A 15820-nucleotide genomic window follows, 5' to 3' on the forward strand; every position below is an offset into this window, starting at 1 on the left:
ACCAAACGAGTAAGCATACAAGTTGTGCTGGCGACAATAGCAAGAGTGAACCACCTGATCCCTTCCCGAACTCAGAAGTGAAACCTCTTAGCGCTGATGGTAGTGTGGGGTTACCCATGTGAGAGTAAGTCATCGCCAGCTCATTATTCGAAACACCCCCAACAACAGTTGGGGGTGTTTTTTTGTGGGGGATAAAATGCTGTTTTAAATAAATGCTCGTGAATTTTAGAATTCATGAGCATAAATAATGAAGTGAGACGTTTAGTTAATATCGGCCTGACTAATATTTTGACTGGCTTTTTTTAAGCTGTATAATAATTGACCTAATAAAACATCTTTAGAGCTTAGAGTAACAATCACCATTGGATGCTGTGCGGCAGGTACAGCTGTTAAAATAGCTTTACCATTTTCAGCATCTAAAGTAATACTTTGGCATCCTGTAAGTTGGATTTCTTTTAAAAATGCACTTACCATTGCAAGTATAGAGCTACTAACAGCAGCTAACTTACTTGTATTATAATGATTTTTTTTGGTAATAGTGGTAAGTTCGAAACCATCTGTAGAACAGAGCATAATAAAATCTATTCCACTTACATTATTAATAATATATTGAATTTCTTTTTTTGCAATATGAATGAGTTCAGCTGGTGCACTACGTTTTTGATCTGTAAGGGTAAGCATAATATAAGCCTGTATGGGATTGTAGATTAATATTTGACTTCAAGTGTGGTAATCAATGCTTCAATCAAGAGTAATATGTCATCTGGTACACGTGCATCAATAAAAAATAAAGGATGTTTATACTGATTTTTGCTTAGCCATTCTCGATAAATATGTAAAGGTTGATCTGGGTTTTCATCAGTATGAGTAATACCAATAACTATATTTTCATTATGTTCTTTAAAATTATTAAGATAATTTTCGAGTTCATTTAATGAGTTCGTTAAAGAATGGTCAATTAAGATTACAACACCAATAGCACCTTCACAAATGATTGACCAAATAAAGTCAAAACGACTTTGTCCTGGTGTTCCATATAAACCAATCTTAATATCAGCCTCTAAAGTAATTTCACCATAATCGATACCAACAGTAGTTTCTAATTTATTGTGAGAGTGACTGTCTGTATTAAATGCTTCTGTTGCAAGTACAGGAATTTCAGAGAGTGATCGAATTGCCTCTGTTTTCCCAGCTCCCATACTGCCTGCAAACACAATCTTATGTTGTTGTAAGATCATTTTAACTACCTTTAATTATAAACCGAAGCGACGACGTAATTTTCCAAAAAAATTATTTAAAAAGCTTTGTTCTACTTGAACTTCCACTTTTTTTGTTTCACTTTTAGCATGTTGGATGGGGTTGTGTGGAATTTGCTTGCCATTATTGGAGGCCATTGAAGCGGCAATAAATTGTTGCACTGTTACTAAAGGTAGATCAAATTTTTGTGCTATTTCATGTAAAGATGCCCCGTGTATGAAACTGGCACTAAGTTGAAAAATGAGTTTTTGATCAGTTTTAGTAAATGGTTGCGGCCAGTGATCAAGTTGATAATATTCAATTTCATGGCTTAAGCAATTGAACTCGGGTGAGAGCCAAATAAGATTCCATATCCAATCATCTAGTAAATATTCATGTTTTCTAGATACTTTGGTTAGATCATTCATTTTGGCGAGTTCATAGCAGAAGTTTTGGTTTGTTTTTATTTGATTATTTTCTGAAATTGCCCAAGCTATTTTTCGACGTAAATCAATAATCGCTAATGTTCCAGTATCATCGAATAAATGCAACCGTGTATTTTCTGCATGATACATATTTTTAAAAGTATTTAGATTTATTATTGTTGGTTCTGTCAGCTGTTGTTTTTCGATATTAGTATGGGGGCTTATTTTTTTCGTGAATTTCGATAGGATCTTATTTTCAATCCAATCTTTTAATGGCCCAAAGCGATCATTTAATGGTAAGCAAAGCGTATCATTATCAATATTGCCATGCGTGTTGCTATTTTTAGTCACTTTTAGAAAAGAGCAGTTTTTTTTTTCTAAAATCCTTTGAATACTGCTAGTGTCAAAAAACGATTCATTAATTACAAGTAAATCAATATTTGGATCGGCAATATTAATCCAATTAAGTGCATAACTCATAGGAATATTGTTTCTTAATGCTGCTTTTAGCTCATTTGAGGATTGCAGACTAAGCCCTGAAATTGCAATATTAATATTATTATTCATATTTTACCTCTTGTAAAAATAAGAATATCTTGGATTATACTCTTAATTTTCAATAGGTTGTAGTTTAGTTTTGGGGTTTGTATGGTTTGATTTTCTAGTAGAAGCCCTTAATAAAAATAAAATTTAAGAAGGGCTTTCCAAACTTATGAGAAATCTAGCCCTTTTTCAAAACTTTTTAATTCATGACGTGCCATAGCTAAATTCGATTTAGAACGATCAAGGACTAAATAGAGGAAAATATTTTTGTTACTTTCTAATGGGCGGATGAGGTGATACTGTTTGCCTAAAGTAATCAAAATATCTTCAATATCATCATTTAAGTTCAGAGAATTTGCAACGCGACGTTTCGCACGAAGAACTTCGGTATTTCCAGCCGCAGCTAATTCTAAATCAATATTGCCACCACCTTGTGTTGCTAAGGCCAAACCGCTTTCTAAATCCACTAATGCTGCTGCATTAAAACCATCAATTGTTGTTAGGGCATCTAATGTTAATTTTGCCATGGGCATACCTGCTTTTTGTAAGTATAAAGAGTTTAGTTTGGTCTATGCGTTGATTTTATTAACAAGTGGCGTCATAGATTAATTTTATTGTAGGAGAAATTTTTTTTAAAGCAATAAGCATTATGCTTGCTTAAATTTTATAGTTGATAGGTTTTATCATTTGACTTGATTATGTTGTGATAGGGTTATCATTATTTATACATATTGTGAAATTTGTTTTATCGTGTTCGGTAATTATTTTAGTATCAAAATGTAAAAATATAGGTTTATATCTTTTTTAGGTGATTTGATGTGTTTTTTATTAAAAATGGCAGTTTTAAGTGTTTAGTTTTACTTATCTTTAGAGACTCATCACGACTATCATTTTTAATTTTTTCATAATGTTCTATTCAATTTTACGCTGGTCTATGACATTATCAGTTAAGGATAGATCGATAAAATGACAATACTTAATAAGTAGATCTGTTGTATGTGACATGGAGTATAAAGAGGAGATGAGGATGACATCTAATCGGCAAGAGCAATTTTTAGCGCGTTATCACAAAATTTTGCAAGTTTCTGAAGCCTTATTACTTGAAAATGATCAAAGTATGACCTTAGATGATTTAGCGAAAGAGCTGGATATTGCTAAAGGGACGTTATATAAGCATTTTAAGTCGAAGAATGAATTACTTTTAGAATTGATTATTCAAAATGAAAAGAAAATTTTAAATATTTCAGAAAATTGTAGTGAAAATTTCCAAGATTATGTCTCAGCCTATATGTTATTTCATTTAGAGTCACCTGAAAAAACCATTATTTTGCATCAAATTGAAGAAAATTTGACTATGACCGAGTCTGGTTTAAGGTCTTTATTTAATATTTTATATGATATTCGTCAGCAGCGTATTTTACGGATTAGAGACATAACTAAGGCTTATTTAGATCAATTTCAGTCTACAATTTCAATTCGTGATTATGCTTCTTATGTATGGTCACTGACATATGGTGCATGTTTATTATTAAATTCTAGTTATTATCAACGTTCGATTGGTTCACGTGAAAAGTTAGTTCATTTTTATATTCAGCAAGCCTTGGCGATTCCAAATCATCCCGAACTCAATTTTGCCGAAGCTTAACTTGGATGAGTAAAAAAAGCTGATTTTGGAAAATCAGCTTTTGATAAAAATGAAATGACTTAAGCCAATTTTTTGATTTTACAATAATAAAATCCATCGCCTTGTTCATTTGGCAACAGTTGTCTGCCATATTGCTGAGCGATGCCCCATTCAGCTTCAATCTTTTCTTCTTGTGCATTTGGATGTTCAGCAAAAAAATTAATCATTTGCTGTTCATTTTCTGCTTTCAAAATCGAGCAAGTAATATAAAGTAATGTTCCACCAACGTTCAGTTGCTGCCACATATTGTCTAAAATTTGCTTTTGTAAAATAACAGTCTCAGCAATATCGGTACTGTGACGTAGCAAACGAATATCAGGGTGTCGTCTGAGTACGCCAATGGCTGAACATGGTGCATCAAGTACAATACAGTCAACAGTCTGTTCGGCTTGCCAAGTCGTTGCATCAGCAGCCACAATTTGAACTTGTGCTGAATTTAAATCTAAGCGAGCTAAATTTTCTGTGATGCGCTCTAAGCGTTTTTGGTCTTGATCGAGTGCAATAAGTTGCGCAGGTTTAAATTTTTCTAGCAGATGTGCTGTTTTTCCACCTGGTGCCGCACAAGCGTCAATCACAAGTTTACTGTCTAAATTAGGTAATAATTGGGCACATAGCTGCGCATGTTGATCTTGAACAGAGAACCAACCTTCTGAAAAACCAATTAATTCTGGAATTTGTACTGCTTGTTTTAAAGCAATGGCCGCATCGCCATAAGTATAGGCTTCTGCTGCCACGGGGATCGCTTTTAATTTATTTAAGTAAGCATCACGTCCAATTTTGCGTTGATTGACCCGTAAGGTAATGCCTGCACTTTGCTTTAAGTTCTGGCACAGTGCTTCAACATCTGTTGGCCAATCTTTCTTTAAGCGTTTATATAACCAACTCGGAAGACCATGTGCTCGGTTAAGCGTGGCTTGAAATTCAGTTGTTTCACGCGTGGCACGGCGCAAAATGGCATTAACCACGCCACTAAGTGCAGGAAATCCCACTTGCTTTGTTGCATCTACAGTTTCAGAGATGGCGGCGTGTGGTGCAATCCGAGTACATAAAATCTGATATAACCCAACATATAAACATGTTTCGACACTTGGATTATCTAGCGGCTTGGTCAAAAGTGGCAAGGTTAATGCTTTTAGCCCAAACCATTGACGTAAGGTTCCCAACACCAATTCGTGGAATAAAGCCCGATCTTTCGGGGCAACTTGGTTTAGTTGTTGGTGTAAAATTCCCGACAACGATTGGCCTTGCTGTACCGATAGCAAAGTTTTGACCACTTGGGCACGTAAATTTAAGTTTGGTTGGTTCATAGTTGTTGTCCTAGATGCAGTTTTTGCGCTTGCAAAATTTGTTGTGCATTTAAAGGCTTACCGCCCGGCCACTGCAATTGAGTTAGGCAAATCACACTATTTTCACCACAGGCAACATAAATGCCACTTTGATCCATTGCAATAACTTCACCTACTTCGGCTTGATGATGTTGATCATCAACATATTTTGCCTGCCAAACCCGTACATTTTGCTGTTCATCTAAAGCAAAAAAAGCCACAGGCCATGGGTTAAAGGCACGAATATTTAAATCGAGCTGAATTGCAGATAATGACCAATCAATTTGGGCTTCGGCTTTAGACAATTTATGTGCATAGACTGCCAAATTTTCATCTTGCACTTCACGTTCAGCTAAATATTGCTGTAATGTTTCGGCGGACTCTAAAACGGTAGCAATCGCATTTGCACCTTGTTCCGCGAGTTTATCGTGTAAGCTTGCGGTGTTGTCATCTTGGGTAATTGGGCAGATGGTTTTGAACATCATGTCGCCTGTGTCTAAACCTGCTGCCATTTTCATAATGGTAATACCTGTTTCGGCATCGCCAGTGGCAATTGCACGTTGAATTGGCGCGGCACCACGCCAACGCGGCAATAATGAACCATGAATATTTAAGCAACCAAATTTAGGCATATCAAGCACGGCTTGCGGTAAAATTAAACCATAAGCTGCTACTACCATTACATCGGCTTCAAGCGCAGCGAGTTGTTGCTGTGCGGCCAAACCTTCTTCAGTCGAGGCTTTAAAGTGTAAAGGCTGATAGACAGGTAGATTATGGGTCAATGCCAATTGTTTTACCGCAGAGGGTGTGAGTTTTTGTCCACGTCCTGCTTTGCGGTCGGGTTGGGTATAGACCGCAACAATTTCATGCGGTGTTTTTAATAAGGCAGCTAAGGCAGTTGCTGCAAATTCAGGGGTGCCCGCAAAAATAATTTTCACACATGCAATCCAAAGTCAGTTTGGGCATGATTATACGTGAAAATGGAGGTAAGCCCTAAGTTTGATCTAGGCTGCGCTGCTTGTTGATTTGTGAAATGAAAAAAAATTATTCAAAATTAAAAAATAATAAAAATAAGTTATATGAGAATAAAAAATTATTCATGTAAGTTTTGCGAAATATTGTCAAGATCGACGGTTTTGTGGCTTTCCCAACCAAGATTGCTTGTATAGAATGAAGTGATGATCGTGAATGATGAGCAATCGAGTTCGACCCGATCGGTCTTTTTTTTAGCCAGAGTGAATTATTCATCTCAAGCACAACTTGTTGGAAACACAAATGCCTGACTATCGTTCAAAAACATCGACACATGGAAGAAATATGGCTGGCGCACGTGGTTTATGGCGTGCAACAGGAATGAAAGATGAAGATTTCGGCAAGCCGATTATTGCGGTGGTCAACTCATTTACCCAATTTGTGCCGGGGCATGTTCATCTTAAAGATTTAGGCCAAATGGTCGCGCGTGAAATTGAAGCATCGGGCGGTGTGGCCAAAGAATTTAATACCATTGCTGTTGATGACGGTATTGCGATGGGGCATGACGGCATGTTGTACTCACTGCCATCGCGTGACCTCATTGCCGACTCGGTCGAATATATGGTAAATGCCCATTGTGCTGATGCAATGGTATGTATTTCAAACTGTGACAAAATTACACCGGGAATGTTAATGGCGGCTATGCGCCTGAATATTCCAGTAGTCTTTGTTTCGGGTGGCCCGATGGAAGCGGGTAAAGTGAAATTCCGTGGTGATGAAAAAGCCATTGACCTTGTCGATGCTATGATTGTTGCTGCCGACGATAGTTATACCGACGAAGAAGTGAAAGACTTTGAACGTTCGGCGTGCCCAACCTGTGGCTCATGTTCAGGTATGTTTACGGCAAACTCAATGAACTGTTTAACCGAAGCATTGGGTTTATCTTTACCGGGCAATGGTTCTATTGTGGCAACGCATGCCAACCGTAAAAACTTATTTTTAAAAGCGGGTCAATTAATTGTTGAATTGGCAAAACGCTATTACGAACAAAATGACAGCAGTATTTTACCGCGCTCAATTGCAACAAAAGCTGCGTTTAAAAATGCCATGACTTTAGATGTTGCAATGGGTGGCTCAACCAATACCGTGTTGCATTTATTGGCCGCTGCACATGAAGCCGAAGTCGACTTTACCATGAGCGATATTGACCAATTGTCACGTCATGTGCCTGTATTGTGTAAGGTTGCACCAGCTAAACAAGATGTACATATGGAAGATGTGCACCGTGCAGGTGGAATTATGGCCATTTTAGGCGAGCTTGAGCGGGCCAATTTGCTTGACACAAATGTCAGCACTGTACATGAAAAAACTTTAAAAGATGCGATTCAAAAATGGGACATCATTTGCACTGAAGCAGCTGATGTGTATGAGTTTTACCGTTCATCTCCAGGCGGTGTGCCGACTCAAGTGGCATTCTCACAAAACCGTTATTATCCAACTTTAGATGGCAACCGTGAAACAGGTGTGATTCGCAGTGCAGAACATGCATTTTCACAAGATGGTGGCTTAGCCGTGCTGTTTGGTAATATGGCGTTAGATGGTTGCATTGTCAAAACCGCAGGGGTAGATGATTCGATTCTAACCTTTACGGGTACAGCGCGAGTGTTTGAAAGTCAAGATAGTGCAGTTGAAGCCATTTTAGGCAATGACATCAAAGCCGGTGATATTGTGGTGATTCGCTACGAAGGTCCACGCGGTGGTCCTGGTATGCAAGAAATGTTGTATCCAACCAGTTACTTAAAGTCAAAAGGTTTGGGTAAGGACTGTGCCTTAATTACCGATGGTCGTTTCTCGGGTGGATCTTCAGGTTTGTCGATTGGACATGTTTCACCAGAAGCTGCCGAAGGTGGAACAATTGGTTTGGTGGAAGATGGCGATATTATTGAAATTGATATTCCAAACCGTGGTATGCATTTAAAAGTAGACGATGAAATCTTAGCGGAACGCCGTAAAGCCCAAGATGAAAAAGGTTGGAAGCCTGCTGAAGAACGCAAACGTAAAGTATCCAAAGCGTTAAAAATGTATGCACAACACACGACTAGTGCAGCCAAAGGCGCAGTGCGTATCGTGTAATTTCTTTGTGTTTTATTAAATGTACCCTGTAATGTCCTCATTGCAGGGTATTTTTGACTTAATTTGACGTAAGTTACATATGAAAGCTGGGAAAAATAACGCGAGATAAAATCCATCCTCAAAACCTGTCGAAAATTTGTTAAACTTGTGGGCTAAATCAACACAATATTCGGTGTTTGATTGCTACAAGATTTCAAAATCGGTCGTTTTTATCAAATTCTCCTTGTTGCACAATGACAAGGTTTGCACTTTGTATTCGATGGTTCGGTTTAAAGACATTTCTTTTAAGAGGCTGTACGCATGTCAGTATTTCGTCGCTGGTTAGACCCAATTCGATCGAGGTGGTTTTATCAAAAGCCATCACGGCAAGAAGTCTTATCTACAGACCAAGGGCTGAGTGTTTATTTACGTTTAGATGACGTTTATAGTTACCTTGCTGTACAGCAACTGCCACAATTAAATGAAATTTTAACGGATGAATTAAAACCCTTAAAAGTCGTCATTTCCAAACAAGCTGCTGAACCACCAAATGGTATGACTGCTGAAGAATGGCAGCATTATTGTTTAAATGATGCCAAAATTTTAGCCAAGCAACATCGGTTTGGTTATGATGAACAACCTGAGTTACCGAGCACAGAAGCCCTGCAACATGCTGAAGTTATTTTAAAAAATACGCCTTTACGTGATGAAGCCTTTTTGTATTTGCTTGAAGATGTATTTCACATGTTATGGCAGCAACAATATGGCAAATTGCGTACTTTATATGTAATGGCTAGCCAACAACAAACACCGCAAAATATTCCCGAACGTATTTTTAATGATGTACCTGTTGCTGTGAGCTATTTTGAAATTGGGCATCGGCAATATCAGGCCGTTGATGGATTGTTGCGTTTAACTCGCCGGTTACGTTCGCAAAAATTATTAAGCGGTAATCCGATTTTTCTAATTAATCATATCGAATGGCGTGAGCATTTAATTCACGATGCAGAAGATCTTGCTGAGATTCATGCTGCGCATCCTGAACTTGATTTATATATTGCCTTAGAAGATCCAATCAGTTGGTTATTATTGGCTTATATTAAAGAAACTTTAGCGAATTACTATAATATTCAATTACGTGTTTATCCATTAAGTTATCAAGGCCGAGATCAGTTTGATTGGTCTTTAGCAACCCGATTGTCTAAGCGAACTGAAGTTGCATTCACACCGTTTTGTCGTCCGACAGCGCAAGCTGTAAAGCAGATAGCACAGCTATTTTATAGTGTCGAAGAAGAGCGGCAAATTGATGTGATGTATGCTGTATTACAAGCTGTTTGGAGCAAAGGCAAAGATTTGTCTTATTCTGCACATATCCAAGAATTAACAACCTCACTTGAGATTGAAAACCTCACCAATGTAGATGTTGATGAAATTTTAAAACACAATGACTCGGTATGCAGAAGCAAGCATCAACCCGAATTACCTGTTTTGGAGTTAAGGGTCGATGGGCAACGTTATGTATTTAATAGTTTGTATCGGGTGTGGATGATTGAAAGTATTTTGAATCATATCTTAGAACAGCATATTAAAGCCGAAAAAGAAACTTAAAATTTAGCTTGTCAAAAAGCTGAAAAAGCAAGAATCCATTCTTATTTTTTGTCTCAATTTTTACTTGAGGCAAGCTTCAAAATTGATGAATCGTCTAAAAGGAGATATTTGAGTAGCATGCAGAATTAAGCATTGCGATTGAGATACTCCTATGTTCATCAGCATAATGGTTGTGGTATTTGGCCTTGCAGGACTAATTAAGGGCTTAATTGGTCTTGGTTTACCAACAGTGTCGATGGGTTTACTCAGTTTGATCATGAGCCCATTGCAGGCTGCTGCGTTATTAATTATTCCTTCGATGCTCACCAATCTTTGGCAATTGTTGGCAGAAGGGCGAATTGGTTTTTTTATCCGCCGTTTTTGGACGTTGTTATTGGGGATTGTCGTTGGTGCACAGTGGAGTTTTTTACCAAGCTTAGGTCACGGAAAAATCAGTGAGCTGCTTTTAGGCATCATGTTGTTGCTATATGGTATATATGGCTTAGTTGCGAAAGATTTGCCGAATTTAGCTGCTTATGAAAAATACCTTTCGCCGTTTGTGGGATATTTAGGCGGTGCACTGACCGTTGCAACGGGAGTGATTATTATTCCAATAGTGCCATATTTACAGACCTTACATTTAAAACGAGATCAACTTATTCAAGCGCTTGGATTAAGTTTTACCGCTTCGAATATCTGTTTAGCCATTTTTTTACAGCAGCATATTGTACAAAATAGTATGCAATTCGCTTGGGCTTGTTTTGCTGTATTGCCTGCAATTTTAGGAATGTGGCTAGGTAAAGAATTGCGACAGCATTTAAATGAGCGGCGATTTCGACAGTATTTTTTTATTGGACTGATTGCTTTAGGGGCTTATATGTCATTTCCTAATTTAGGTTTCACATGATGTAGAAATAAGAAATTCAGCAAAAATTTGTTCAGTTTTACTGAGTTTTTGAAAATCTAAGGCAGCCACTAATAATTGACGATTAGCCCAATGTTCTGAAAGTGGAATACTTTTAAAGTCAAATTCAACATGTAACTTTTGTACTGCACGTGCAGGAAGGATAGCGACCCCGATGCCTTTTGCGACTACTTCTACAATTGCTGTAAAATTGGGCAACCGTAACCGATATTGAATTTGTCTTCCTAACAGTGTTGCTTGTTGATCAATCACCTGTTGCAAAGAATGGTGTGTTTTCAGTCCAATAAAATCGTAATGTAACACTTCATCCAAGGATAATTCGGTTGCTGTTGCAAGTGGATGAAAATTTGGACAGACTAAAACCAAAGGATCATCAGCAAAACAATGGGTTTGAAGTGCTTGTGTATTTACAAAGCTAGACACTAACGCTAAACGCGCTGTGCCATGACGAAGTGCTTTAACAATTTCAGAGCTTTCAGCTTCATGTAACTCAATTTTAAACTGTGGATGGTCACATAAATATTGGGGTAGCAGCTTTGGTAAATATTCACTTTGCGCAGATGAGTTGCACCACAATACTACATGTTCGAGACTATGCTTGCGAAAAGGATGCATTTCTCGTTCCAGTTCTTGTTGCTGCTGCAACAATTGCTGTGCTTGTTGTTTGAGGGTGTGTCCTGCCAAGGTCAACATTACACCTTTATGCTGGCGAATCAATAATTGTGTTTCGAACTGCTGCTCCAGTTTTTTGATTCGCTCACTTGCAGCTTGTAAAGAAATGCAAGATCGTACCGCCGCTTGGGTCAGACTACCTGTTGTTGCAATATTTAAAATCAGCTCTAAATCAAAAAAGTCGTAGCGCATTACATTCAATACTCACAAATATTGCTTTTTAGTAGAGTAGCAGTCTTCTTATATATAATTCATGTTGACGATAGAGGTTATTACCTAGCTAGATGGTACGTGATTTGTGATCATGATTTAAAGTTAGCCATAAAAAAACCACACATTCATGCTGGATTAGAGCATAGACCGTGTGGTTTTTTTGAGCAATTCAGTGTTATACTTTATTACTTGGTATGAGACTTTATTGCTGTCATACAAGTAGTGTATGAAAGTAATAAAGTTTCATACTGAACACATCTTATCTCATTGATATTTATGCTTTGCAGTTAGTGGAAGAAAAAATAAAGTTTCATACTCAGCTTTATCTTTTCTTCTACTTTTACTTTTTATCGAGTAATAAAGTTTCATACTGAAATGAAACCTTAGGCCCGTTAAATTTACTTTCATATCACATTAGTGATGTTAAAAAATCATTGTATGCTTTCATTTTTTCGATATCTTGAAATAATTGGTTTTTTCTTCTCAAGATTTCAGTTTTTAGTTCAGGAAAGTCTATCAGAGCTTGTTCAGAAGCTTTGATTTGGTTTTCGTAAACCTTCTGCTTTCCTTTTAATTCATTGGTCTTGAAAGTAAGTTTTCCTGAATCATTTTTAGTAGTTTTAAGATCAAATTGTTTTCTAAATTCACACATGCTTTCAGTTTCAACAAAAGTTGAAAGTCTTGGATTGTCAGAATGAATCTGTTTGATTAAGTGACCTTATTTTACTAGTTTTCTCAAAAGTCTATAAAGTTGTTGTTGATTGATTCGTTGCTTTTTATCTTCTGAAAGATTCAATGTGTTCCAAATTTGTTGTGATGTCCATCCATCAATTTGGTTTGTATTTAGAAGAACGAGAAAATCTTGAAAGATCGGAGAGACTACGTGTTTCATAAAAGAAAACTATAAAATTTAAAAAGAGGATTATAGTCCGTGGATATGTAGTCCTCAAATAGTGATAGTTCTGTTTTTTAAGCATTTGAATGTTTATGTCAGAACTTACTATTCAATTTGGTCAATTAGTTCGCAAGTACAGAAAAGAAAAAAGCATGCCGCAAGAGCATTTGGCATTGCTCTGTAACATGGATCGGAGTTATTTAGGACGGATCGAAAGAGGCGAGGTCAACCCTACATTAGAAAAACTTTACGAATTAGCAAAATCTTTAGGTGTAAATGTAAAAGATTTATTGCCCGAGTAATTTTATAAAGTTATCTTCTGTTATGATTTGGCATATTTTTTTAATTTAAAATTTGGTGCTGTTTTGAAAGTAATTGATTTCTTTTCTGGTTGCGGTGGTGTAAGTGAAGGATTACGCCAAGCTGGATTTGATATTACTATAGGGCTAGATTTTGATAAAAATGCAGCCGAAACATACATGGCTAATTTTCCTAAAGCAAAATTTTATAATGTGGATATAAGAACACTTGATGAAAAAGAGCTAGCTCAAAGTTTTAAGAAAAAAAATAAAAAGAATGATCCACTAATACTGGTTGCATGTGCACCATGTCAGCCATTTTCTAGTCAAAATAAAGCAAAAAGTGAAGATGATATTAGAAGAACACTTTTAGATGAAACTCATCGTTTCATTAAAGAGTTAAAGCCTGATTATATATTTATTGAGAATGTCCCTGGTCTACAAAAGATTGATAAAAATAAAGAAGGACCCTATAAAAGATTTACTAACTTCTTAACTTCTGAAAATTATAAGTTTATTGAATTTATTGCTAAATCAGAAGAATATGGTGTACCGCAACGTCGTAAAAGATTTGTATTGTTAGCAAGTAAAGTTGGGCAATTAGATATTCCAGCTAAGACACATGGAGAAGGTCTAGAACCGATTAAAACTGTTAGAGATTTTATTGGAGAATTTCCATCTATTAGAGCTGGTGAAATACACCCTGATGACCCATGGCATAGATGCCCGACCTTAAATGAACGTAATTTAGCGCGTATTTTAAATACTCCAGAAGGTGGGGATCGACGACATTGGCCAGATCATTTGATTAATGAATGCCATAAGAAGCACTCTGGGCATATGGATGTGTATGGTCGTATGAGTTGGGATAAGCCAGCTCCAACGTTAACAACACGTTGCTATAGCTATTCCAATGGACGTTTTGGGCATCCAGATACGAATCAACATCGTGCAATTAGTGTGAGAGAAGCTTCAATGTTACAAACATTCCCTAAAGATTTTATCTTTAAAGGTAGTGTGGTCGAAGCTTCAAGACAAATTGGCAATGCTGTACCTTGTGAAATGGCTAAACAGTTTGGTTTCGCCATTCAAAAGCATTATTTAGATTACGTGAAAGCATCTAAAAAGTAATACTCTAGGCTGTCGTCGTTACTATCTCTAGTTGTGGTGGTTCGATTTCTAGTAAGGGTGGTTCAAATCCTTTAATAAAATCGACACCTATTCGTCCTGAATGGTGTGAAGCCATATTCTGAAAGCGTTCAGCATATCCAGTTCTTAATTGAGATTTTAATTTAAGATTGATTTTGACTTTATCAATATCTTCACCATTGGCTTTAAATGTTAGTGCTTCATGGTATCTTTCATCTAATTTCGTTTTGTAATTCAATATTACAAGATAATCGCTTACAGGCAGATCAGTTTCTGGATTTGTCACAGAGAAATATAAGCGTTCCCCATTTTCGTAAGCATAAATATATTTTGAACGAGTTGCCTTTTCTAAAGCTTCTTCTGCACTGACTTTAAACAATCTGAGGACTTGTATCATTCGATGAGGAGTAAGTCTTTTGTTGATAGGTGCAGTTTCCTGAGTTGGAACCATATCGCAAGCTGGTGATACGCAGACATACCATAATTTATTTTCTTGATCAAAAAGAACTGTACCAGTACTAACATGTTTTTCACGATAATCTTTAGAAGATAAATTCATATTCAAAGCATGATACATATCCTTAAATGTCTCAGGATTTATGGTAACCCCCATTTTTTCTGCACAAAAACTTTCGAGTGAAGACTGTGAAGCTACAAGGCTGAATTCTTCTTTGTAACTAGTAAAAATATCTTTAATAAAATCAGAAAGTGTTTGATTTTGAGAGAATTTAAAATATAAATCTTCAGCAAGACTCGAGTAAATTGTTTTGATCTTACTGTTAATTGAATCATCCTCTTCACTTTTTAAGATTTCTTTAAGCCATGCAGCTTGCCCCAAAGAGTCATTTTGATGAATCACATTGAAAGACATGGATTCTGCTTCAATCTGATTTTGTATTTCTGATTGAATTAACTGATAGTAAGAAGGCTTCCAATCTATTAGAGAATTTATTAATGTATTTAAAATTCTTTCTGGATCATTTTCAAAATCACTGCTTTTATTATGTATACATATAAAAATATTATGATATTGAATCCACTTCAAACCATTTGTATCACCAAAAACAGTATAATTTTCATTCTTATCTGATGTGTATATTTGATTAATCTGAATATGATAATCACAAATTAATTTTGCTAAATTTTTAATGTGTCGTTTTATATTATTTTCGCTATCTTGAGCTAAATTTTTCCTTAATCTGTCAGGAATATTTTGATTGAATAAATACTCGAAGTATTCATCATTTGTTAAAGAATAATTTCCACCATTTCTAATATCACTCTCAATTTTTTCTTCCCAAAATTCTGTCACTTCATCATTATGAAGATTTTCAATATCTGTTTGTACGCTTCTAGGAGCAGTCAAACTAGAGGAAATTTGTTTCCATACAACTTCTGGAGGCTCATTTGTATAAACCACAGCAAGATTAAAATGAGGTGAATTTTTTAGTCCATTTAATATTTCAATAGTTTTCTTAGGATTTTGGCTTTCAAGATGATAATCAATAATTAATAGATCAGATTTTCGAATTCTATCTACTTCTATATGATTGGCTGAATCATCTAGATCGCACAATATTTTTTGATTTTGGAAAAAAGCCTCCAAAGCAGCAGCTCTCTGCGAGCTTTGAATAATTGAAGGATTAATTGTATAGTTATTAGCTAAAGACTTTATAAGAGTTGAATAGGGAATAAATTCATCATCAATCATCATGACTGAGCGTATGGCATTTTGACAAAATGTTTTTTGAACTAAGTCTTCATATTTAATAGCAACAGTCAC

15 protein-coding genes and 1 rRNA gene are annotated in these 15820 nt (G+C 36.3%); 7 read left to right on the forward strand and 9 right to left on the reverse strand.

All coding sequences use genetic code 11. From position 1 onward, the window contains the following. Positions 1-26: 26 nt before the first annotated feature. A 5S ribosomal RNA gene (gene rrf, locus FXN70_RS11190) occupies positions 27-141 on the forward strand. A gap of 120 nt (positions 142-261) precedes the next feature. Here rrf and FXN70_RS11195 read toward each other — a convergent pair. The 4 genes from FXN70_RS11195 to FXN70_RS11210 form a co-directional block, all read right to left on the reverse strand. Next, on the reverse strand, positions 262-681 hold the full coding sequence (locus FXN70_RS11195; protein ID WP_324647549.1) for a roadblock/LC7 domain-containing protein: 420 nt from the start codon (positions 679-681) through the stop codon (positions 262-264). 26 nt (positions 682-707) lie between these two features. After that, positions 708-1238 (reverse strand): GTP-binding protein, encoded by a 531-nt coding sequence (locus FXN70_RS11200; RefSeq protein WP_324647550.1) that lies wholly within the window; start codon positions 1236-1238, stop codon positions 708-710. Positions 1239-1253: 15 nt separating this feature from the next. Continuing rightward, a complete protein-coding gene (locus tag FXN70_RS11205) occupies positions 1254-2228 on the reverse strand; it encodes a hypothetical protein (RefSeq protein WP_324647551.1) in 975 nt (324 codons plus the stop codon). A 143-nt stretch (positions 2229-2371) separates the two neighbouring features. Continuing rightward, positions 2372-2731 carry a roadblock/LC7 domain-containing protein gene (locus FXN70_RS11210; RefSeq protein ID WP_324647552.1) on the reverse strand — a complete coding sequence of 120 codons (360 nt, stop codon included), beginning with the start codon at positions 2729-2731 and terminating at the stop codon, positions 2372-2374. A gap of 500 nt (positions 2732-3231) precedes the next feature. Between FXN70_RS11210 and FXN70_RS11215 the strand changes: the two genes are divergently transcribed. Further along, complete coding sequence (locus FXN70_RS11215; protein ID WP_324647553.1) at positions 3232-3849, forward strand: helix-turn-helix domain-containing protein; 618 nt, start codon at positions 3232-3234, stop codon at positions 3847-3849. Positions 3850-3908: 59 nt separating this feature from the next. Here the strand turns inward: FXN70_RS11215 and rsmB are convergent, their stop codons facing one another. Then, positions 3909-5195: a 16S rRNA (cytosine(967)-C(5))-methyltransferase RsmB gene (gene rsmB, locus FXN70_RS11220; protein WP_324647554.1), complete on the reverse strand. Its 1287-nt coding sequence runs from the start codon at positions 5193-5195 to the stop codon at positions 3909-3911. Beyond that, entirely contained in the window at positions 5192-6151 is a 960-nt protein-coding gene (fmt, locus tag FXN70_RS11225; protein WP_324647555.1) for a methionyl-tRNA formyltransferase, read from the reverse strand. The genes rsmB and fmt overlap by 4 nt, the downstream gene beginning before the upstream one ends. 337 nt (positions 6152-6488) lie before the next feature. On the opposite strand from fmt, the gene ilvD reads away from it, so the two are divergent. The 3 genes from ilvD (at position 6489) to FXN70_RS11240 (ending at position 10791) form a co-directional block, all read left to right on the forward strand. Next, a complete protein-coding gene (ilvD, locus tag FXN70_RS11230; protein WP_324647556.1) occupies positions 6489-8318 on the forward strand; it encodes a dihydroxy-acid dehydratase in 1830 nt (609 codons plus the stop codon). Between the two features lie 300 nt (positions 8319-8618). Beyond that, the gene (locus FXN70_RS11235) at positions 8619-9905 is read left to right on the forward strand and encodes a hypothetical protein (protein ID WP_324647557.1); all 1287 of its coding nucleotides are present in this window, start codon (positions 8619-8621) and stop codon (positions 9903-9905) included. Positions 9906-10056: 151 nt separating this feature from the next. Beyond that, the gene (locus tag FXN70_RS11240) at positions 10057-10791 is read left to right on the forward strand and encodes a sulfite exporter TauE/SafE family protein (protein ID WP_324647558.1); all 735 of its coding nucleotides are present in this window, start codon (positions 10057-10059) and stop codon (positions 10789-10791) included. Here FXN70_RS11240 and FXN70_RS11245 read toward each other — a convergent pair. Further along, positions 10777-11673, reverse strand: coding sequence for a LysR family transcriptional regulator (locus FXN70_RS11245; protein ID WP_324647559.1), 897 nt, complete (start codon positions 11671-11673; stop codon positions 10777-10779). The genes FXN70_RS11240 and FXN70_RS11245 overlap by 15 nt on opposite strands. A 430-nt stretch (positions 11674-12103) precedes the next feature. Then, positions 12104-12346 carry a hypothetical protein gene (locus FXN70_RS11250; protein WP_324647560.1) on the reverse strand — a complete coding sequence of 81 codons (243 nt, stop codon included), beginning with the start codon at positions 12344-12346 and terminating at the stop codon, positions 12104-12106. A gap of 329 nt (positions 12347-12675) precedes the next feature. Here FXN70_RS11250 and FXN70_RS11255 point away from each other — a divergent pair, with 329 nt between their 5' ends. Further along, a complete protein-coding gene (locus FXN70_RS11255) occupies positions 12676-12891 on the forward strand; it encodes a helix-turn-helix transcriptional regulator (protein ID WP_324647561.1) in 216 nt (71 codons plus the stop codon). A 63-nt stretch (positions 12892-12954) separates the two neighbouring features. Continuing rightward, the gene (locus tag FXN70_RS11260; RefSeq protein WP_324647562.1) at positions 12955-14019 is read left to right on the forward strand and encodes a DNA cytosine methyltransferase; all 1065 of its coding nucleotides are present in this window, start codon (positions 12955-12957) and stop codon (positions 14017-14019) included. A 4-nt stretch (positions 14020-14023) separates the two neighbouring features. On the opposite strand, the gene FXN70_RS11265 is transcribed toward FXN70_RS11260, so the two are convergent. Next, complete coding sequence (locus FXN70_RS11265) at positions 14024-15820, reverse strand: response regulator receiver domain (protein ID WP_324647563.1); 1797 nt, start codon at positions 15818-15820, stop codon at positions 14024-14026.

The organism is Acinetobacter sp. MD2, assembly GCF_035615575.1.
Taxonomy (GTDB): domain Bacteria; phylum Pseudomonadota; class Gammaproteobacteria; order Pseudomonadales; family Moraxellaceae; genus Acinetobacter.

Bases quoted from the DNA above. Each gene is read 5' to 3' on its own strand.
- FXN70_RS11195 (WP_324647549.1), bottom strand. From the start codon at position 681: ATGCTTACCCTTACAGATCAAAAACGTAGTGCACCAGCTGAACTCATT.
- FXN70_RS11200 (WP_324647550.1), bottom strand. From the start codon at position 1,238: ATGATCTTACAACAACATAAGATTGTGTTTGCAGGCAGTATGGGAGCT.
- FXN70_RS11205 (WP_324647551.1), bottom strand. From the start codon at position 2,228: ATGAATAATAATATTAATATTGCAATTTCAGGGCTTAGTCTGCAATCC.
- FXN70_RS11210 (WP_324647552.1), bottom strand. From the start codon at position 2,731: ATGGCAAAATTAACATTAGATGCCCTAACAACAATTGATGGTTTTAAT.
- FXN70_RS11215 (WP_324647553.1), top strand. From the start codon at position 3,232: ATGACATCTAATCGGCAAGAGCAATTTTTAGCGCGTTATCACAAAATT.
- rsmB (WP_324647554.1), bottom strand. From the start codon at position 5,195: ATGAACCAACCAAACTTAAATTTACGTGCCCAAGTGGTCAAAACTTTG.
- ilvD (WP_324647556.1), top strand. From the start codon at position 6,489: ATGCCTGACTATCGTTCAAAAACATCGACACATGGAAGAAATATGGCT.
- FXN70_RS11235 (WP_324647557.1), top strand. From the start codon at position 8,619: ATGTCAGTATTTCGTCGCTGGTTAGACCCAATTCGATCGAGGTGGTTT.
- FXN70_RS11240 (WP_324647558.1), top strand. From the start codon at position 10,057: ATGTTCATCAGCATAATGGTTGTGGTATTTGGCCTTGCAGGACTAATT.
- FXN70_RS11245 (WP_324647559.1), bottom strand. From the start codon at position 11,673: ATGCGCTACGACTTTTTTGATTTAGAGCTGATTTTAAATATTGCAACA.
- FXN70_RS11250 (WP_324647560.1), bottom strand. From the start codon at position 12,346: ATGTGTGAATTTAGAAAACAATTTGATCTTAAAACTACTAAAAATGAT.
- FXN70_RS11255 (WP_324647561.1), top strand. From the start codon at position 12,676: ATGTTTATGTCAGAACTTACTATTCAATTTGGTCAATTAGTTCGCAAG.